Source organism: Paenibacillus terrae (genome assembly GCF_000943545.1).
Lineage (GTDB): Bacteria > Bacillota > Bacilli > Paenibacillales > Paenibacillaceae > Paenibacillus > Paenibacillus terrae_A.
This window is the reverse complement of the sequence record NZ_JTHP01000003.1, coordinates 143,147-161,746: the sequence shown is the minus strand read 5'-3', so window position 1 is coordinate 161,746 and position 18,600 is coordinate 143,147. Positions and strand designations below refer to the sequence as shown.

General features: G+C 44.1%; 18 protein-coding genes and 1 pseudogene. 17 read left to right on the top strand and 2 right to left on the bottom strand.

Translation table 11 applies throughout. The features are described from left to right. Window positions 1–77: 77 nt before the first annotated feature. On the bottom strand, window positions 78–1,400 hold the full coding sequence (locus QD47_RS03145; protein ID WP_044644744.1) for an Nramp family divalent metal transporter: 1,323 nt from the start codon (window positions 1,398–1,400) through the stop codon (window positions 78–80). Window positions 1,401–1,686: 286 nt separating this feature from the next. On the opposite strand from QD47_RS03145, the gene QD47_RS03140 reads away from it, so the two are divergent. The 3 genes from QD47_RS03140 (at window position 1,687) to QD47_RS03130 (ending at window position 3,122) form a co-directional block, all read left to right on the top strand. Then, window positions 1,687–2,106 carry an organic hydroperoxide resistance protein gene (locus QD47_RS03140; RefSeq protein ID WP_044644743.1) on the top strand — a complete coding sequence of 140 codons (420 nt, stop codon included), beginning with the start codon at window positions 1,687–1,689 and terminating at the stop codon, window positions 2,104–2,106. A 124-nt stretch (window positions 2,107–2,230) separates the two neighbouring features. Further along, window positions 2,231–2,557 (top strand): hypothetical protein, encoded by a 327-nt coding sequence (locus tag QD47_RS03135; protein WP_044644742.1) that lies wholly within the window; start codon window positions 2,231–2,233, stop codon window positions 2,555–2,557. 124 nt (window positions 2,558–2,681) lie between these two features. Then, window positions 2,682–3,122, top strand: coding sequence for a thiol-disulfide oxidoreductase DCC family protein (locus tag QD47_RS03130; protein ID WP_044644741.1), 441 nt, complete (start codon window positions 2,682–2,684; stop codon window positions 3,120–3,122). A gap of 4 nt (window positions 3,123–3,126) precedes the next feature. Here QD47_RS03130 and QD47_RS03125 read toward each other — a convergent pair whose 3' ends face one another. Continuing rightward, window positions 3,127–3,939 (bottom strand): DUF3153 domain-containing protein, encoded by an 813-nt coding sequence (locus tag QD47_RS03125; protein ID WP_044644740.1) that lies wholly within the window; start codon window positions 3,937–3,939, stop codon window positions 3,127–3,129. A gap of 236 nt (window positions 3,940–4,175) precedes the next feature. Between QD47_RS03125 and QD47_RS03120 the strand changes: the two genes are divergently transcribed. From QD47_RS03120 to QD47_RS03060, 14 genes and pseudogenes are all read left to right on the top strand, one after another. Further along, entirely contained in the window at window positions 4,176–5,147 is a 972-nt protein-coding gene (locus QD47_RS03120) for a metal ABC transporter solute-binding protein, Zn/Mn family (RefSeq protein WP_044644739.1), read from the top strand. Between the two features lie 15 nt (window positions 5,148–5,162). Beyond that, window positions 5,163–5,927 carry a metal ABC transporter ATP-binding protein gene (locus tag QD47_RS03115; protein WP_044644738.1) on the top strand — a complete coding sequence of 255 codons (765 nt, stop codon included), beginning with the start codon at window positions 5,163–5,165 and terminating at the stop codon, window positions 5,925–5,927. A gap of 5 nt (window positions 5,928–5,932) precedes the next feature. Further along, window positions 5,933–6,862, top strand: coding sequence for a metal ABC transporter permease (locus QD47_RS03110; protein ID WP_044644737.1), 930 nt, complete (start codon window positions 5,933–5,935; stop codon window positions 6,860–6,862). Then, complete coding sequence (locus tag QD47_RS03105) at window positions 6,859–7,746, top strand: metal ABC transporter permease (protein WP_044644736.1); 888 nt, start codon at window positions 6,859–6,861, stop codon at window positions 7,744–7,746. The genes QD47_RS03110 and QD47_RS03105 overlap by 4 nt, the downstream gene beginning before the upstream one ends. A gap of 38 nt (window positions 7,747–7,784) precedes the next feature. Then, a complete protein-coding gene (locus QD47_RS31435) occupies window positions 7,785–7,976 on the top strand; it encodes a hypothetical protein (RefSeq protein WP_152643759.1) in 192 nt (63 codons plus the stop codon). After that, complete coding sequence (locus QD47_RS03100; protein ID WP_044644735.1) at window positions 7,963–10,287, top strand: histidine kinase; 2,325 nt, start codon at window positions 7,963–7,965, stop codon at window positions 10,285–10,287. Before QD47_RS31435 ends, QD47_RS03100 begins: the two co-directional genes overlap by 14 nt. 531 nt (window positions 10,288–10,818) lie before the next feature. Continuing rightward, window positions 10,819–11,973 (top strand): nucleotide-binding protein, encoded by a 1,155-nt coding sequence (locus QD47_RS03090; RefSeq protein WP_044644734.1) that lies wholly within the window; start codon window positions 10,819–10,821, stop codon window positions 11,971–11,973. Between the two features lie 15 nt (window positions 11,974–11,988). After that, window positions 11,989–12,855 (top strand): annotated as a pseudogene (locus QD47_RS03085) (CpaF family protein); the annotation flags it as partial. Window positions 12,856–13,260: 405 nt separating this feature from the next. Further along, on the top strand, window positions 13,261–14,601 hold the full coding sequence (locus QD47_RS03080) for an AbiJ-related protein (RefSeq protein ID WP_044644733.1): 1,341 nt from the start codon (window positions 13,261–13,263) through the stop codon (window positions 14,599–14,601). Between the two features lie 237 nt (window positions 14,602–14,838). Continuing rightward, window positions 14,839–16,380, top strand: coding sequence for an LA2681 family HEPN domain-containing protein (locus QD47_RS03075; protein WP_044644732.1), 1,542 nt, complete (start codon window positions 14,839–14,841; stop codon window positions 16,378–16,380). Window positions 16,381–16,499: 119 nt separating this feature from the next. Then, a complete protein-coding gene (locus QD47_RS03070) occupies window positions 16,500–16,865 on the top strand; it encodes a hypothetical protein (RefSeq protein WP_052646712.1) in 366 nt (121 codons plus the stop codon). Further along, the gene (locus tag QD47_RS03065; RefSeq protein ID WP_044644731.1) at window positions 16,819–17,388 is read left to right on the top strand and encodes a hypothetical protein; all 570 of its coding nucleotides are present in this window, start codon (window positions 16,819–16,821) and stop codon (window positions 17,386–17,388) included. The genes QD47_RS03070 and QD47_RS03065 overlap by 47 nt, the downstream gene beginning before the upstream one ends. Before the next feature lie 12 nt (window positions 17,389–17,400). Then, a complete protein-coding gene (locus QD47_RS34025; protein WP_412177956.1) occupies window positions 17,401–17,526 on the top strand; it encodes a cyclic-phosphate processing receiver domain-containing protein in 126 nt (41 codons plus the stop codon). Between the two features lie 188 nt (window positions 17,527–17,714). Continuing rightward, window positions 17,715–18,587, top strand: a complete 873-nt coding sequence (locus tag QD47_RS03060) for a hypothetical protein (RefSeq protein WP_044644730.1) — start codon at window positions 17,715–17,717, stop codon at window positions 18,585–18,587. Window positions 18,588–18,600: the final 13 nt, after the last annotated feature.

Sequence of the window (18,600 nt, the reverse complement as noted above, 5' to 3'; positions counted from 1 at the left end):
TGATTAAAAAAAGGTATCCCGCAGCCATTTGGGCTAGTGAGATACCTTTTTCTTGATTTTAAAGTGTTGCTTATCTCTCAATGACCTGAAATCATTTGAACGATGAGCACCACATTCAAAACAATGATGACGGCGGTCACGATCCAGGCTAATACTTTTTGCCATGTTTTGTTCGCAAACTCACCCATACGCTTTTTGTCGCTGGTGAAGATCAGCAACGGGATGATGGCAAAGGGAAGCTGGATGGACAGAATGACCTGACTTAGCACGAGCAATTCTTCGGCACCTTTTTCACCCGCGATTGCTGTGACGATCACCGCTGGAATGATAGCGATGAGTCGGGTCACGAGACGGCGCAGCCAAGGCGCGAGACGAAGGCTGAGAAAGCCCTCCATGACGATTTGCCCAGCTAAGGTACCGGTTATGGTTGAATTTTGACCGGAAGCGAGAAGCGCCACCCCGAACAGGATACTCGCGAGTGTGGTTCCGAGCAATGGCGACAGCAGATAGTAAGCATCGCTGATTTCCGCCACATCGGTTTTTCCTGCTGTATGGAACACAGCTGCGGCCACGATCAGAATGGCGGCATTGATAAACAGGGCGAACATGAGTGCTATACTCGAATCCCATGTCGCGAATTTGATAGCCTCCCGTTTGCCTGCTGACGTCTGCTCGAATTTACGAGTTTGTACGATGGACGAATGCAGGTACAGGTTATGGGGCATCACGGTAGCACCCATAATACCAATGGCGATATACAGCATGCTTGGGTTGGTCAAGATTTGCGAGTCCGGCACAAAGCCACCTAACACGCCGCTCCATTGCGGCTGGGCCAAAATGAGATTGATGCCAAAGCAGCCAGCAATCGTCGCCATGAGTACAATGACCAGCGTTTCCAAAGCACGAAAACCTTTGTTTTGCAGCAATAAAATGAGCATGACATCGAATGCAGTAATCAGGACACCGTACAATAGGGGTATGCCGAACAGCAGCTTTAGTGCAATGGCTGAACCGATGACCTCGGCCAGATCCATGGCTGCAATGGCGATTTCGCATAAAAGCCACAAGCCGATCGCCACCGGGCGACTATAGGCTTCGCGGCACATCTGAGCCAAATCTTTGCCTGTGGCAATGCCGAGCTTGCCGGATAAGGCCTGCAGCAAGATGGCCATCAGATTAGAGATCAGAATGACACTGAGCAGTGTATAGCCAAATTGCGATCCGCCTGCAATGTCTGTAGCCCAGTTGCCGGGGTCCATATAGCCGACAGCGACCATATAGCCGGGTCCGGCAAAGGCGAGGAATTTTCGAAACCAGGTGCCGTCCTTCGGGACGTTCAAGGAACGATTCACTTCCGAAAGTGAAGCGATTTCCGCCAAGTTACCTTTTGTATTTTCCATACGCTTCACCTTCTTTATCCATGTTGAAATATATTATTAGTGACATAACGATTGCCTTATCCATATTGTACACCCACAATAGTTTTTGTCTAGTACAACTTTTGTGTGGCCAAGCAAATTATTCTTACTTTATAGATATAATGAAAAAACCAAGCTTTCCCTTCATCCATATTTCAAATGATTCATTTTGTGTGGTTCGTTTAAAGTACATACGAGAAGGAAATCATCATTAATATGACGATGATCCCAGCAGAATGTAAAACATAAAAGAAGGAGAGATGAAATCATGGAAGCATTATACACAGCATCAGCAACGGTACATGGTGGAAGAGACGGTTCTGTCGCTTCCTCGGACGGAGTTTTGAAGCATAAGCTCAGTACGCCGAAGGAATTGGGTGGCGCAGGTGGAGGGGCTACGAATCCGGAGCAATTGTTTGCGGCAGGCTATGGTGCCTGTTATGAGAGCGCACTGGCTAATGTAGCCCGCAAAGCCAAGGTAAAGGTGGATCATGTTGAGGTCACCAGCCACGTGTCCATCGGCAAGGACCCGAGCGACGGCGGCTTCCAATTGGCGGTGCGTCTGGACGTGAAAATACCGGGTGTTGAGCGTTCCCAGGCCGAAGATTTGGCACGTCAGGCGCATGATTTTTGTCCATACTCCAAAGCGACTCGCGGCAACATTGACGTTGAGCTGAACGTCATTTGATCACGAAACACATCATCTCTATGTTCCAGCCGCTGATTGATCGGCGGCTTTTGCATATAGACCTTGATTCGCCGAGATCCGCGACCATTTGACATCATCGCCAAAATTCATTAAGATGGCTTAGGTGATTCTGGTCATCAGGTACGAAACAAATTTGAAAAATACGGGTGATATGATGTCTTACAGACCGAATATTGTTAATTTCACGCTGGCTGGCAGTAACGAAAAAGAAAGGCTTTATGAGTTTAAAATGAGTTTGGCCGATGGAACGGAGTGCCGCGTTTTTTCTCAACGTAATCCGGAGTGGATCTTGACGAATATCAGTCGATTGCTAACGACGCCTTGCCCGGTATGTCATAAGGATTTTATCTGCAAGTGTATGGATAAGTTCCATGATGAGTTTTTAGAGCAAATTAAATCGAAACAACTGTTTGAGAAAGCATTGAGCTAGTTCTCAAAACAGGTAAAAGCCTATACATTGCTAAACAAGCGTCGGATGATTTCGGCGTTTTTTTGTTTATACTTATATCGCTGATTGTATTCTGTTGTTTATTTCCTGGAGGTGAAATGCATTTATGAAGCAATCTGACGATGCTTATCAAAATCCTTCTCAGCAAGATTATTCAATTGTGTTGGTGGATGGTGTATGCCATTTTTGTCAGGGGGCGGCCCGCTTCATTATTAAGCGTGACCCGAAGGGGACGTTTCATTTTGGTTCCTTGCAATCCGAGCAGGGACAAAAACTATTGCGTGCAGGAGGATTGTCAACGGATAAGCTGGATACGTTCGTACTAATTGAAGGCGGTATGTATTACACGAGGTCAACCGCAGCTCTGCGGATTGCCAGACATCTTCGTTTTCCATATCCGCTGGCCTATGTCTTCATCCTCGTCCCCCGCTTTATACGCAATGCAGTCTATAGCTGGGTGGCACGTAACCGATACCGCTGGTTTGGCAAGGATGAGGAGGATCAATGTCAGATCCCCCCACCAGAAATGAGGCAACGATTTTTTTAACTGTTCAGGATTCAGGTTTCGGAGGAGCAGCTTCCTTATTAGAGCCCTTTTTGGAGCGATGACGACGGATCAGCCATATCACAATTGCCGCAATGAGGATCAGGCCCGCAACGGCTACATATATGATATGACGCACATTGGGTACGTTGACGGATAGCTTTAGCTCATTAGGCTCTAATGGGGCAATATCCCAATGTAGTATCTTCCCGTCTGCCGAAACACTGTCAGCATTGCTGGCAGCAGGCTGGATCGGTAAGGACAGGCTAAAATTAAGATCAAGCTGCCGCTCCAGTATTTTGCGTGCGAACACATTCATTTGCTCCAATTTGTCACTCAGTCCCCGAGCTTCTTCAGGAAGCATTCGTGGCAGATCGAGCTTCATCGTAAGATCAACATTCGTTGTGAAAAAATGTTGAGTCACAGCTCTTTTAAATTCTAATCCCTCAGGTAGATTTAAACCCAGAATGGGATTTTTTCCGCTTGTACTCCAATCTCCTTGATAGTGCCCCTTGATTTGATATCCCTTTCTTCCCTGTTCGGACATTGGTTGAACATTTAGATTATTGTTGCCTTGAATCCGCTTGGCCAAGCGGTCCAGCAGTCCTGGATTATCCAGCATCAACAGCGTCTGATTGTTCACACTGAACGAAGCATCCATATCCACGCTCTGATCCAGATGAACGTCTACATGGACATCCCCACGTGCACAGGAAGTGAGAGGGATCAGACAGCACAGCAACACAAAAATGAGCAGCATTTTCCGTGTTCGATTTTGTTGATGCTTGTCCCGGTAAGGGTCGTATCCTGTTTGCTCCATGATCTTCACCTGCTTTATATATGTTCTTTTATTTAACGATTGGATATCTTCTATATACTACACATTCCGAGAGCTAAAATCGAACGAGCTGACAGTATAAATAGATTTTTATATTTAAAATGTTTCCTTGGGGAAACATTTTAGTGTATACTCTAAAATATAGTATTAGGAAAAAATAATTGACATCATGAAATAGTTTGTCCCAAATACATATAAATAGAGGAGGATGTAGAAATATGAATAAACAGTTTAAGGCGGCTGTACCGCGTTGGGCTTTGATTGCAGGGACATTGTTCCTGATTTTAGTTGCAGCAAGTGCATGTACTAATGGTAAGAAGGCGGAGCAGGGAGCTGCCGGGGAGGCGGGGCAAAAAATAAAGGCCACAGCTACTATTGGCATGATTTATGATATTGTCGGCAAGGTAGGCGGTAATCATGTGGAGGTCACAGGCATTATGAGATCAGGCGTTGACCCGCATTTGTACAAGGCTTCTCAGGGAGATATGCGCAAACTGGATCAGGCAGATATTATTTTTTATAACGGGTTGCATCTGGAAGGAAAAATGCAGGACATTTTGGAGAAGATCGGCAAGCAAAAACCTGTCGTACCTGTATCCAAAAATATTGCTCAGGATCAGTTGCGCTCAGGTAGCCCGGAAATGGGGTCGGAGCATGATCCGCATATCTGGTTTAACGTACAAAACTGGATGTCTGCGGTAGAAACCGTCAGAGATGAATTGTCGACGCTGGATGCTGCTCATGTGGAGGATTATAAGGCCAATGCAGAAGCCTATCTCGCTGAGCTGCGGAAGCTGGATGATTACACGCGGGAGCAGATTTCCAGTATACCGGAAGCCCAGCGCGTGCTCGTCACGGCCCATGATGCTTTTGGCTATTTCGGAGATGCATACGACATTCAAGTGAAAGGGCTTCAAGGAATGAGTACAGAATCAGAAGCGGGCTCTCAGGATGTGACCAAGCTGCGTGATTATTTGGTTGAACATAAAATAAAGGCTATTTTCGTAGAATCCAGCGTTCCGAGAAAGGCCATAGATGCGGTCATTCAGGGAGCGGCTCAGCAGGATCATACGATCAAGGTTGGCGGCGAGTTGTATTCGGATGCGATGGGTGAAGAAGGCACGGAGGACGGTACGTATATTGGAATGGTCAAGCATAACGTCAATACGATTGTTAAAGCTCTTAATTAAAGGAGGAGGCAACACATGAGGTATTCACCGCTTGTGGTTCGTGATTTATCTGTAGCTTATCAAAAAAAGCCCGTTCTGCTTGACGTTTCCTTCGAGGTGCCGGAAGGCAAGCTGATTGGTATTATCGGTCCGAACGGGGCTGGGAAGTCCACGCTGATCAAGGCTGCGCTGGGGCTAATACCAAAGCTCAGGGGCGAGGTGTTGGTTTACGGCAAGCCTTATAAACAGCAATTGCTCAAGGTTGGTTATGTGCCGCAACGTGAGTCGGTAGATTGGGATTTTCCGACGAACGCGCTGGATGTGGTCATGATGGGGCGATACGGCAGACTCGGCTGGTTCAAGCGGCCGGGAGCCGCTGATCGTCAGGCTGCGCTGGAAAGTCTGGACAAGGTAGGCATGAGCGACTATGCGGACAGGCAGATCAGTCAGTTATCCGGCGGGCAGCAGCAACGTGTTTTTTTGGCCAGAGCACTTGCGCAGGATGCTCAGCTTTATTTTATGGATGAACCGTTTGTAGGTGTAGACGCTGCAACAGAAAAAGCCATTATTTCATTGCTCACAGACCTGAAGCGGCAAGGAAAAACCGTACTTGTCGTTCATCATGATTTGTCTACGGTCACAGAATATTTTGATCAGGTCATGCTGCTGAACGGGCATCTGATGGCGTTCGGAGAGACGGCAGATATTTTCACCGAGGAAAATCTGCAACGTACATATGGCGGACGTCTGAGTATACTCAAAACAGGCCCGGATTCCGGCACGATACTCGGAGTGAGGTGAGCGGTATGACAAGTTTGGCTACGCTTTTGACCGATCCGAATATGCAGTGGATTTTGCTGGGCTGCATCTTGCTCGGTTTAAGCAGCGGCGTGATTGGCAGCTTTATGTATTTGCGCAAGCAGTCGCTCATGGGGGATGCCTTGGCACATGCGGCTTTGCCGGGGGTATGTGTAGCGTTTATGATAACGGGCACAAAATCCGTATTTGGATTTATGATCGGGGCCGCCATTGCAGGGATTGTTGCGACCTTTGCCATCAGTGCGCTGACCCGGTACTCACGAATCAAAAGCGATTCGGCGATTGCAGCGGTGCTGTCTGTATTTTTCGGCTTTGGCATTATGCTCTTGACGGAAATCCAGCACAGCGGGGCGGGGAATCAGAGCGGGCTGGATAAATTTCTGTTTGGTCAGGCAGCGGCGATGGTATTGTCTGATGTTTACACGATGGCGGCCATTTCGGTGGTACTGATCGGGATCTGTATATTGTTCTTCAAGGAATTTAAGCTGCTTAGCTTTGATCCCGGCTTTGCCCGTGGACTTGGTTTTCCGGCAGGCTTGCTGGATAAGCTGTTGATGCTGCTGATTGTTATTGCGGTGGTTGCCGGTATTCAGGCGGTGGGTGTCATCATGATGGCGGCCTTGTTGATTACACCCGCGGTGTCTGCAAGATACTGGACGGAGAAGCTGGGTGTCATGGTGTGTCTATCGGGTTTGTTTGGTGCTATAGCGGGCTTCGGTGGAACGGTCATTAGTTCTCTGGGGCAAAATCTGCCCACAGGGCCGTTGTGTGTGCTGTGTGCGACTGTCGTGTTCGGTATGAGCCTGATTTTTGCGCCGCAGCGTGGAATGATTTCCAAAGCTATCGTTCGGTGGAACGTCAGAAATAATCTGGAGCAGGCAATCGGGACGCAGCCGGGAAAGGAGCGTGCCCTGTGAGTACATTTTACGTGATCTTGACTGGAATGTTAGTGGCAGGGGGATGCAGCATTGTCGGTTGTTTTCTCGTGCTACGAAAAATGGCCATGATTGGTGATGCCATCAGCCATGCCGTGTTGCCGGGGATTGTCATTGCCTTTTTGATCAGCGGGTCCAGGGATTCGGTGTGGATGATGTTTGGTGCAGCGGTATTGGGACTCCTGACGGTGTATCTGATTCAGTTGTTCCAGCAAAGCGGTCTGCAAAGTGACGCCGCCATTGGTGTGGTGTTTACGACATTGTTTGCCATAGGTGTTCTGCTGGTTAGCGTGTTTGCTTCCGATGTCCATCTGGATATGGATCACGTGCTATATGGTGAGATTGCATATGTGCCATGGAATACGCTGGAGATTGCCGGCGTAGATGTCGGTCCGAGAGCGGTGTGGATTACGGGTGCGATGTTTTTGATTAATTTGCTCGTGGTAGGTGTATTTTTTAAGCAATTTAAAATCACTTCCTTTGATCCCGCACTGGCGGCTTCGGTAGGTATTCCGGTTGTTTTTTTTCACTATCTGCTGATGAGTCTCGTCTCGCTTACGACGGTGGCATCGTTTGAGAGCGTGGGTGCGATTCTGGTGGTCGGAATGCTCGTGGTACCGCCTCTTACGGCTTATCTGCTTACGGAGAAGCTATCCCGTATGATTGTGTACAGCGTCGGGTTGGGGGCGATCAGTTCGGTAGCAGGCTTTTACACAGCAAGTGTACTGGATGCCTCTATTGCCGCATGTATGCTGTGTGTATCGGGTTTGCTGCTGTTATTGGCCTTTCTCTTATCCCCGTCCCATGGGGTGGTGTGGCAAAAGTTGTTCCAGCAACGAGGACTGGTTCGTGAAGACAGCAAGTAATTCGCAGAAAGCGATCATCTATGAGTGCCTAAAATAGCGTGCAGACAGGTAGAAAATGCCTGAATGCGCGTTTTTTTGCGCGTATGCTGCCCTGTGTGGCTTATTTGGCGCAAGCTGGAGCGGATCGTCTTGAATTGTTGGGGACACGGGAGTACATTCATTACAGCGATACAAGAACGGACGGAACGATCTGTCACGTTGCAGGGAGGCACGAAGATGGAGAGCTTTAAACGTAAATCACCAGAGGAAATATTGGATTCCATTAACAAACTGCATCGGGGCAGACTCAAAATATACATTGGAGCGGTCAGTGGATCGGGCAAAACGTATCATATGCTTCAGGAAGGACAATCGCTTCAGCATGAAGGTATCGACGTTGTGATTTGTGCAGTGTCGACCATGCAGCGGCGCGAGACGGTGGAGCAGGTGGGCACGCTGGAGCGGATACCCAGTATCCATTGGGTTCAGGATGGGATAGAGCAGAAGGATTTAAATCTGAAAGCACTGGAGGAACGCAATCCCGAGGTGGTGCTGGTGGATCATTTGGCACATCGCAACCGGGAAGGCGCCCCATTTCCAACGCGGCTGGAGGATATTCAATATCTGCTGGAGCTGGGGATTAGTGTAATTACGACAGTCAATGTCTATGAGCTGGAAGGAATTACGGAGTGGGTTTATCAGCTAACAGGGATAGAAGCGGAATATACAGTTCCTGTCGATACGCTGGAGTTGGCGGATGAAATTCGTCTGATTGATGTTACACCGGAAACGATTTTGGAGCGGCTGGCGAAAGGATACATGTATGCGCCCAATCCTGAGATGTTTCACCGGGGGAATCTGGGTAAGCTGCGTGAGCTGGCTCTGCGATTGGTGGCGGAGGATGTGAACGATTCGCTGGAGCGGCATCGGGAGGAATTGGGTCTGCACGGGGCGTCAGGAGCCGCAGAGCGTATTTTGGTGCCTGTCCAGTATCACTGGAACGGGTCCATATATGTACGCAGGGGAGAGCAGGTCGCCAAGCGGCTGGGTGGAGATATGCTGGTGGCCTCCTTTGTCGATCCGAAGCGCAAGCTGTCCAAGGAATCGGCGGCCTTCAAGCGCTCGATTGAGCAACTGGTTGAAAAGGTAGGATCGGAATTTGAAGAAATCCCGCTCATTTCCCGCAGAAGATTGCCTCGGCAGCTTATCCATTATGCAGTGGCGCGTAATGTTACCCGGATCGTTATGGGACATTCCCGGCAGACCCGGTGGCAGGAGCTGGTTAGAGGTTCGCTGGTAAACGGGATTTTTAAGCGGATGAAAAATATGGACCTGCTGCTTATTGCCGACCGCGCCGAGCAGGAGGGTGAACGTATTTTGCCGACGATGAGGCAGGAAGAAGACAATGATCCATACCATCGTCTGAGCGACGAGGAAGCGCAGGCTGAGGCTGCCAAAATCCGGCGTGGCAAGCTCAAGGTATATATTGGTGCCGCTCCCGGTGTCGGCAAGACGTACACGATGCTCAGAGAGGGAAATGATCTGCTGACAAGCGGGATTGATGTAGTTATCGGACTGCTGGAAACGCATGGAAGGGCGGAAACGCTGGCACAAGTAGGCTCGCTGGATACCGTTTCCCGTCAGATTATCGAGCGTCATGGCGTATATTTGGAGGAAATGGACACGGAAGCGATTCTCAGGCGTAATCCCGAGGTGGTCCTAATTGACGAACTGGCACATACCAATGTTCCCGGCAGTTCGAGATCCAAACGCTATGAGGATGTATTGATGATTTTGGATCAAGGGATTTCTGTCATTTCTACAATGAATGTACAGCACCTGGAAAGCCTGAATGATGCGGTCGAGCAGATTACCGGCATTCGGGTGAGGGAGACGGTTCCCGACCGTATGATGCGGCTGGCCGATGAGGTACAGCTCATTGATGTGGCTCCCAAATCATTGCAGCAGCGTATGCGTGATGGCAAAATATACGATCCTGCCAAAGTGGAGCAGGCGCTTAGCCATTTTTTTAAATTAGGTAATCTGATTGCCCTGCGGGAGCTTGCTTTGCGGGAATTGGCAGATGATGTAGACGAACGGCTGGAATCCTGGGATCGGCACGAATCGCTTAGAGGGCCGTGGCGTAGAGAGGAAGTAATCTTCGTAGGGGTTACGCTCAGTAATAATGCTGAAAGACTGATTCGACGCGGCTTTCGTATTGCTTTTCGTCTGAAGGCGGTGTGGATCGTGACCTATGTTCATGTCGGTATAAGCATTCCGGAGAAGTTAAATTCCCGGGTGGAACAGTTGAAAATGCTAACCCACCGTCTGGGAGGAACCTTCGAAATCCGGCTTGTTTCCAGTCGGAGAGAGATTGCTGACATATTGATTACTCCGGTGGAAGGGTATACGGGTACGCAGTTAATTGTGGGGCAGTCCTCCAGAAGCAGCCGTTGGGGAAAGGATGCGGTCGTTCCGCAAATTCTTCGTCAAGCACGTCATATGGACGTTCTGATCGTGGCGGACTATGACCCGGACATCAAGCTGGAGGAGGGGGATTGAATCGCCCAATCCTTTAATAAATAGTCAGATGCTGGTTTCCGGTTGTTCTGTGCTTCCATAGTATATTCTATCTCAAAGAATTGGAGGCGAATTCGAATATGTTTAAACATCGTCCGCGTCATTGTCATTTTCCTAAGCCAAGAAAACGCATTACTAAGAAGATTATTAAGGTGACTGTCATTAAGTTTGAGCCTAAAGTTAAACGTCATCATTTTTTTCATGAAGACTTTGTGAAAAGATGTCATCATCATCGGAAACATCGCCATCATCGTCATCATGAATGTCATCGTCGTCACCACAAATTCTTCTAAGATTAAGGCAATGGAGGCGGGCTTGAATGCCCGCCTTTTGCTACATAAGGATTGTGAAGAAATTCTAACATAAAAAATGCTTGCTCTAAAATAGGCGCTGTGCTATTCTACCAATAAATAGATTGCACGTGACGGAAGCACCGTTCACCAACCGTATGTATGTACGGTTTGATGAACGGTGCTTTTTTGCGTTGTTGTGATAGGAAAGGGGATGAGCATCATGATTCCGGTAAAGGTGGTTCTGGCTGTAGAGAGCCGGGATTATATCGAGCCGCTGCTGAATTATGTGCACGGAAGCGAGTACGCCAGGAGGCTGAGAGTAACGGCATTTTCGCAGCCAGAGGCATTTCGCCAATACATGATGGAAACGGCTGGGATGAAAAAGCCGGATGTGGTGGTGGGTGAAGCGGCTTTTTTGAATCTCTGGACAGATCGGGAGGCTTCTGATATTCCTTGTCTGGTGCTGCACGAGGGAGAGCAGGTGAGAGAATACGGACAACCTTTATTAAAATATCAGCCCTTGTCTGAGCTGGTGGGTTTTATTTTGGAAACGGCGAGACAGCGAACAAGTGGGCAGCAGAGCGTGAACAGCCGGGAAAGCGGAATGATTATTGGCATGGTAGCGGCTTCCGGCGGTCTGGGCAAGACAACGGCCGCACTTAATATAGCCAAGCAATTGGGAAACGAGGGCTATTCGGTTTTTTATTTGAATTTGGAAACGATGGATTCAAGCTCGTTGTTCACAGGTTCCGGCAGTTCCAATGGAGCAGAAGGGGAAGGACTGTCCAGACTGCTATATGACCTCAAGGCGGGGCATGACGGAAATCCCTTATCTATTGCTTCGTATTGTGTGCGCCGTTCTGAAATCCAGGCCGACACCTTTCAACCTGTTGATAATCGCAAGGAACTGATGGACATGACCTCTGATGAGGCGGTAGAGCTGATTCGGACGATTGCCGAGAGCGGACAGTATGATGTTGTAATCGTAGATGGCGAATCCGAAAATGGCGACCGGGCTCAGGCTGTACTCGAAGCCAGCCATAAGCTGATCTGGCTGCTGGCGGACGATTTAATGAGCATGCACAAGTGCGGGCTATGGCTGGATGTTCTGGAAGCCATGCAGCCTGAAGGACTTGAAGTCATGCTGACCAAAACCCGTTTTGTGGTGAACCGTTATATGGGGACGATGGTTAACACCTTGCCTCGGGACTTTATGGAGCTGAGCGGAGCGCTGCCCTACATTCCTTCATGGAAGCAGATGCAGCATCGTGAGCTGCTGCTTAGTTCGCCGATTTATCAGCGGGAAATTCGCCAGCTGTGCCGCGAGCTGCTGAATGTGGAGACTGTAACACAGCCGCCCGCCGCTTGGTCTTAAAGGGGGCCGATGAACATGAATGAAGAACGGTTTCGTGCACTACGAGCGGATATCCGGGGAGGCCTGGACGTCACGTCCTCGGTAGGGGATGCAGAGTTAGTGCGGCATATTGAAAATCGAATTTTGCATGACACAGAGCTGGCAGGTTTGACCTCCAGAGAGAAGCATGCGCTGGTCCGTAAAATTTTTAATTCCTTCCGTGGGCTGGATGTGCTCCAGCCGTTGATTGATGACCCCACGGTTACGGAAATTATGATTAATAGTCATCGGGAAATTTTTGTGGAGCGGGCGGGTGAGGTGATCCAGGCACCCGATCAATTTGAATCCCGTGAGCGACTGGAGGATTTGATCCAAACGATTGTAGCCGGAGTGAATCGGATTGTGAATGAGTCTTCACCGATTGTCGACGCCCGATTGAAGGACGGGTCACGTGTAAATATTGTGCTACCGCCAGTTGCTCTCAAGGGACCGACGATGACGATACGGAAGTTTCCCGAGCGTCCGATGACGATGGATGACTTGATACGAATGGACGCACTGGATACAGAAACCGCCAATATGCTCAAGGATCTGGTACGCAGCAAGTACAATATTTTTATAAGCGGTGGTACGGGCTCTGGTAAAACGACCTTTCTGAATGCATTATCCCAATTTATCCCGCCATCGGAACGGATTATTACGATTGAGGACTCAGCAGAGCTGCAAATTGTAACTGTCCCTAATCTGGTTTCCATGGAAACACGGAATGCCAACACCGAGGGGAAGGGCGAAATCACGATTCGTGATCTGATTCGTTCCTCCCTGCGTATGCGTCCCAATCGCATTGTGGTGGGTGAGGTCAGGGGGAGTGAGGCGTTGGATATGTTACATGACAAATCTATTAAAAGGTTATTAAAAAGGAGACAGATGTTTATGGGCAAAATGATTGTACGGTATAGCATTCTTCGTAACAATGGCTTTGGAAAGTTTGTTATGGAGAAAAAAACTGCAACTATGAATTATGAAATTAGATTGAAAGATTACGAATATCAGCAGGAGAGTATAGTAAATGAGATAAGCTCAAAAGAGAGCGTTAAGACAACACAGGTGAGAGTTACTGGAATTTTGAGACTTCCATATTCATAACGTGAATAACAGCTTTAGAACGAACGTGAGAGCGTCTAAGGAGTATGTCATTGTAAAGTGTAAGGAATCAAAAAATTTATACTCGAACGTGTGCTGATATATGGTATATTGTTCCTATTATTAAAGGTTTATTTCATCATTATTCAGATTTCGAGGTGAAAAATGAATCATATAGAGTTAGTTCAACATATAGCATCTTTTCTAGCATCTGAGGTGAAATCATACGATATACCAGACATCTGTTCTAGTTACGGCTTAGACGATGGTGAAGAAAGCGAGGCCTTTGCGGGTAAGTCTAAATATGTAGAACGTAGACTAAGAGGTAAAGATCAATTATTTCTAATTGATTTAGCCAAGAGAGTGGCAAAAGATTATAATTCTGTTGATTTAAATAGAATGCTAAATACGATCTCTCCAAGGGGAATATTTAATATCACACAGATAACAAGAAAAAACATTGTGAAAGAAATATTGTCGCTAGGGTACATTGAAGGTGATATGAATTTAATTGACTTTCTGAAGAGAACATGGGATTTAGATTCCATGACTTCAACAGATTCGAGGTTTTTTAATGCAACTGGGGACATAACTCAGCACATGATAGCAAATGATGATTGGTCATTTCAAGAATTATTTGAAGATGTTCTTGAGATTTATAATATTACAGATGAAAAATTCATTCGTTTCACAGAACAAATTGTCCATCCGCGTGTCAGAAGCGAGGTTGATCCTCAATTTATTGAAAAATTGAATTATCATTTAGTTAAAGATGGATACAAAATGCAAGTGACCTCACAGATATCAGGTTATCCATTATACACCATTATAAAAACTACTAAAGGTGTTAAAGGAGAATTTAAAAATCTTATATTCGCTGCAGATGGCCCTAAACCTGAAATTGTTATAAGCGATTCGATTAACAATGAGATAGCTATAGTTAAAAATCAAGAGTTTTGTCTAGTGTATGATCTGCCAATTTTGGAAGGATTATTGTGGAGAGAATTAGTAACTTGGTGGGGAGATAAGCAATCTGAGGAGCAAGGAATAAATGTTGAACGAGCGATGTACAAGCGTTTGATTAGGTCATTAGATAAAGGGCCAGAAAGAAACTTTTTTAAATTTTATTTCAAGCACTTTAGAGAAAGAATGGGTAATAGTTTACCTGCTTTGATACCTCAGGTATATCTTCATTATGACCCCTATGTTACTAAAATAGTACCGAATGAAACACGCTTAGTGAGACAACGAATGGACTTTTTATTGCTATTACCAAATAACGTTCGAATCGTAATCGAGATTGATGGTAAACAACACTATTCTTCTGAGGATAATAAACCAAACCCTAAGAAATATGCTGAGATGATGAAAGCTGATAGAGATCTTAGACTTTTAGGGTATGAAGTTTTCAGATTCGGAGGATTTGAATTTATAAATGAAAACAGTGTAGATAAAATGGTATTTGATTTTTTTAGTAAGCTCTTTTTAAGGTATGAGATCAATTGAAATAACTATTTCATTTGATCTAAAATCGAAGGAGGTTAAATAGTGAACAGATATGTGGTGGGGGAAGTTGTTATTACACCGGATGGAAAAGGAATGATATATGAGTATCGTGATTACTGATACACTGTGAAGTTAGAAAATGGTGGCGGTTTTAAATATTATACTGAAAAAGATTTGAGAAAATAGCCGTAAAATGACTTGTTATTAGAAAAGATATAAGAGGAGGATAGTTCGTAAATGAATTCAAATGTGCTTAGCATTGCTATTAGGGCAGATAAAGCGTTTGACGATCAAGATATTCAAACACTAGAAACGATAGTAGAAGAATGCCTTGGACATGTAAATTCATCCGAATATAATGATCTTGAGAAGGCAATAATCGCTTATCATGGAGCAACATCTCAAGGAAACAAAATTGGGCTAATTTATAAAGGACTACTGGAATATTCAGATGAGAAAAACAATGAAGAAGAGTTTGAGTTAAGTTTGTATTTATTTAGGATATCTTTAGAGCTTTTTAATATGTATAAAAATGATAAGAAACAATGGGATTCTGCAACAGAGGAAGATGAGCTTCATTATTCTAGCTATTTGTTAATGACCGCTACAAACTATGCCAATGAATTATATAGCAGTGGACGTTTGATTAAGTCAATTGATCAACTAAAGTTCGGAGTTTCACAAGGTTTTCCAATGGCTATAGCAAATATGGGGTTAAAGTTAATAACATATGCTCAATATGATTATGATGATGGACATAAACAAGTTTTGCTTAATGAAGCACAGCAGTTACTACTCAAAGCTCTAGATAGTCCCGATTTAGATGATCATGCACGAAGATCCTTCAATATTGAAGTTGAGCGCATAAGAGATTGGGTAAGCCAGAATATTTTTGATGAATTTTCACTAGGCACAACTGAGCAAGAACAAGATTATAGAAAATGGTGTCTAGATAATAATTTATTTTTGAATACATTAAACGATTATTTCAATGTATCAATGGTTGCAAGTGACTGCCTCCATCTCCCCGATATTGTAACAGACATAAATATAGGCCCTAAATATCATGGATTGTTTAATCAGTTAAAACAAGAATATGTATCTGCAAGATTTATGATTTATGAAGGAATTAATGATAATACCCCGCATTTTTCAGATAAAGAAGTTTTTATATATAACACATTGGATTATCCTATTTATGGTATTGGAATTGAGAAAATAAAATTTGGATATAGGAGTCTATACTCAATATTTGATAGAATAGCTTATTTTATTAATGATTACTTTGATATAGGGATAAAAGAACAAGATGTATCTTATAAATCAATTTGGCAGAATAAAAAATTTGGACGGCAGGGATATGATTTTAAGATTGATTTAAAAAAGCGAATAACTGACCAGGATACTTATAATTTTCCGGGAATAGGGTTTTATTGGCTATGTAAAGATATTGCAAAAAAGCAGGTTAAACATAAATATCTAGACCCATCTATCGAGGTTTTATCTGGAATAAGAAATGCTTTGGAACATCGCTACCTTAAAATCCACGATCCGTTTATTCACAGAACCGACAGTTTCAAAGATACCCTTGCCCAGTCAGTACATCTTATAGATTTTAAATCCGCGACATTGGAATTGATGAAATACTCTCGTGAGGCAATTATTTTGCTATCTTTATTAGTTAATAGAGAGGAACAAATTAGATCAAAGACTCAGGGAGATAAGTTCGTAATGCCAATTACAATGGATGCATATTATGACGATTGGAAAACACTCTAACAAGAGCGAATTTCATATAAAATGGCTAGCTTAAAAAGGAGGCGATTACGATTAATGTTATTGTAGATAGTTATATTAATGGTGCATTTTACGGATGGAACGGGGAAACACTATTTAAATTGGGGGCTAATCACTATTGGATTCAGTCGAGTTATGCATACAGATACAAATATGCATATCGTCCCAAAGCAAGAGTAGTAGAGGAAAACAATGTATATTATCTTGAAGTTGAAGGCATGAATGATCGAATAGCTGTTAAAAGAGTAAATGACGTAATAGAGTGTCAAATAAATAATATTTTTGAGGGTTGGTCAGGAGATACTAAGTTTGAATTAACAAACGGCCAAATTTGGCAGCAAGATGAGTATAACTATTTATACCACTATGCTTATAGACCAAATGTAATTATTTATGCCTCACAAAGCGGAGATAGACTAAATGTTGATGGTGTACAACAGTCGATTAAAGTTAAAAATATTCGATAAAAAATGTGTTTATCACGAAGATTTTCTGAAGGGTGAGAGGGCTATGATTGGTCGATTTGGTGGAGGGCCTGTAAATATAAGTGCGAATGAAGGACTAGTGTTTGTCTTTTTGATCGTTCCGTCAATTGGAATTGTCCTTGGAAGTGGCTCACTCTGGGCAGCCTTTATATATCTTTTTTTAATATGTGGGGGATCTGTTCTTTATGTGCTTCTTCTTAAAAAGAAAGCGAAACGCAAATTTGACTGTCTTGTTGGACAAATAAACAATTTCCATTTAAAAAAACTTAAGTATATTCAGTCGAATAGCAATCTAAGTAATTATATTATAGTGAAAGCTGAATTCCGTCTTGATGCTATAGAATTGTTTATAAAAAAAGATGGCCCATTAGATAGACTGATCACAAGAGAAATTATTACGAAGGAAAAGTTGGATTCAATTGAACATGATATTGGAACATTGATTATCAGATTTAGAGATGACTATGACAGATTGATTGCAATTGAAGTGCAAGGTTTCGATTAAAATATTTATTGAATGAGGTGTATAATGGCAAATAAAATTAACCTTTACGTAGACGACCTCAGAGACTGTCCAGATGGCTTTGTGGTCGCTCGTACATACTACGAAGCAATACAGATACAGATGACAAAGATTTCCTAATGAAGTGAAATACTTTTTTGAGCATTTCTTGCGTGAGTTTACATGCATAACCCCAGTGGGACGTAAGAATACGTACAAGACATTGTTTGCAGCGCAACGCAGAGGATTTTTTGATGAGGGCATTAACCAATCACAAAGTATAAGTATTCAGGAATTAAAATTCACTTTAATCATGGAGGCACAAATAAATGGTATCTACACAACTTGCTCTGATGAATTTTGATACAAAAGATAGATGGGAAGAATGGGCTCAATATAGAAGGTCTATTGGGCAAGTGATTCAGACATGCATTGAACGCTATGGAGTCAACAATGGGAATCTGCTTTTGCTTGGAGTGGGGAACGGTAACGATCTTCCAGTGGAGGTGCTTGAATCTTTATTTAATAGTATTACGATTGTTGACCTTGACGAAAGTGCACTGGATAGATTTATGTCAAGGGTTAGTGATAAGAATAAATTCAACAAAGAAATAATTGATTTATCGGGGATAAGTAATCAAGTGAAAAGTGCAAAAGAATTAATTAACAAAGCAACTAACATTCAACCTGTTATTGACCTATCAAAACTTAATAAGAAATACGATTTAGTAGTGAACTGTTGTTTTTCAACACAATTGTTAACAAGTTATTTTTATGGAACAAATGAATTCCAGGGAGGAAATGTTTCTCATAAATTAGGTGAGGATTTACACGGTTTATCGCAAAGAATTCACCAAAAATTGTTTTCGCAGTTAAAGAATAAACTTGTATCTAATGGTGTTATTGTACATATGACTGATACACTTGAACTAAAACGAAATAATATCACTGGTGAGATCAGTCCAGCAACAAAACCTGTAAGCGAAATTATTAAAGGTGACTGGAGTAATCTGAACTTAGTACTTAGTCATTTACCACAGTTTTATAGGGATGGATTGTACATTATAGGCAGTGCCGTCCCTCCAGAGGTCACTAATATGTTTGCAGTAAGAACTATGTTTAATCTACTGTGGGAATTCTTACACAATGACGAAGAAGACAGAGACTATATTGTCCTCGCCTATGTTTTGCAAAATCAATGATAAAATGCAAGTT

What these genes read in the sequence shown, in the direction of transcription:
- QD47_RS03120 (WP_044644739.1), top strand. Translation starts at nt 4,176, where the DNA reads ATGAATAAACAGTTTAAGGCGGCTGTACCGCGTTGGGCTTTGATTGCA.
- QD47_RS03065 (WP_044644731.1), top strand. Translation starts at nt 16,819, where the DNA reads ATGTTGATGGTGTACAACAGTCGATTAAAGTTAAAAATATTCGATAAA.
- QD47_RS03110 (WP_044644737.1), top strand. Translation starts at nt 5,933, where the DNA reads ATGACAAGTTTGGCTACGCTTTTGACCGATCCGAATATGCAGTGGATT.
- QD47_RS03130 (WP_044644741.1), top strand. Translation starts at nt 2,682, where the DNA reads ATGAAGCAATCTGACGATGCTTATCAAAATCCTTCTCAGCAAGATTAT.
- QD47_RS03115 (WP_044644738.1), top strand. Translation starts at nt 5,163, where the DNA reads ATGAGGTATTCACCGCTTGTGGTTCGTGATTTATCTGTAGCTTATCAA.
- QD47_RS34025 (WP_412177956.1), top strand. Translation starts at nt 17,401, where the DNA reads ATGAGGTGTATAATGGCAAATAAAATTAACCTTTACGTAGACGACCTC.
- QD47_RS03100 (WP_044644735.1), top strand. Translation starts at nt 7,963, where the DNA reads ATGGAGAGCTTTAAACGTAAATCACCAGAGGAAATATTGGATTCCATT.
- QD47_RS03060 (WP_044644730.1), top strand. Translation starts at nt 17,715, where the DNA reads ATGGTATCTACACAACTTGCTCTGATGAATTTTGATACAAAAGATAGA.
- QD47_RS03090 (WP_044644734.1), top strand. Translation starts at nt 10,819, where the DNA reads ATGATTCCGGTAAAGGTGGTTCTGGCTGTAGAGAGCCGGGATTATATC.
- QD47_RS03140 (WP_044644743.1), top strand. Translation starts at nt 1,687, where the DNA reads ATGGAAGCATTATACACAGCATCAGCAACGGTACATGGTGGAAGAGAC.
- QD47_RS03125 (WP_044644740.1), bottom strand. Translation starts at nt 3,939, where the DNA reads ATGGAGCAAACAGGATACGACCCTTACCGGGACAAGCATCAACAAAAT.
- QD47_RS03080 (WP_044644733.1), top strand. Translation starts at nt 13,261, where the DNA reads ATGAATCATATAGAGTTAGTTCAACATATAGCATCTTTTCTAGCATCT.
- QD47_RS03145 (WP_044644744.1), bottom strand. Translation starts at nt 1,400, where the DNA reads ATGGAAAATACAAAAGGTAACTTGGCGGAAATCGCTTCACTTTCGGAA.
- QD47_RS03075 (WP_044644732.1), top strand. Translation starts at nt 14,839, where the DNA reads ATGAATTCAAATGTGCTTAGCATTGCTATTAGGGCAGATAAAGCGTTT.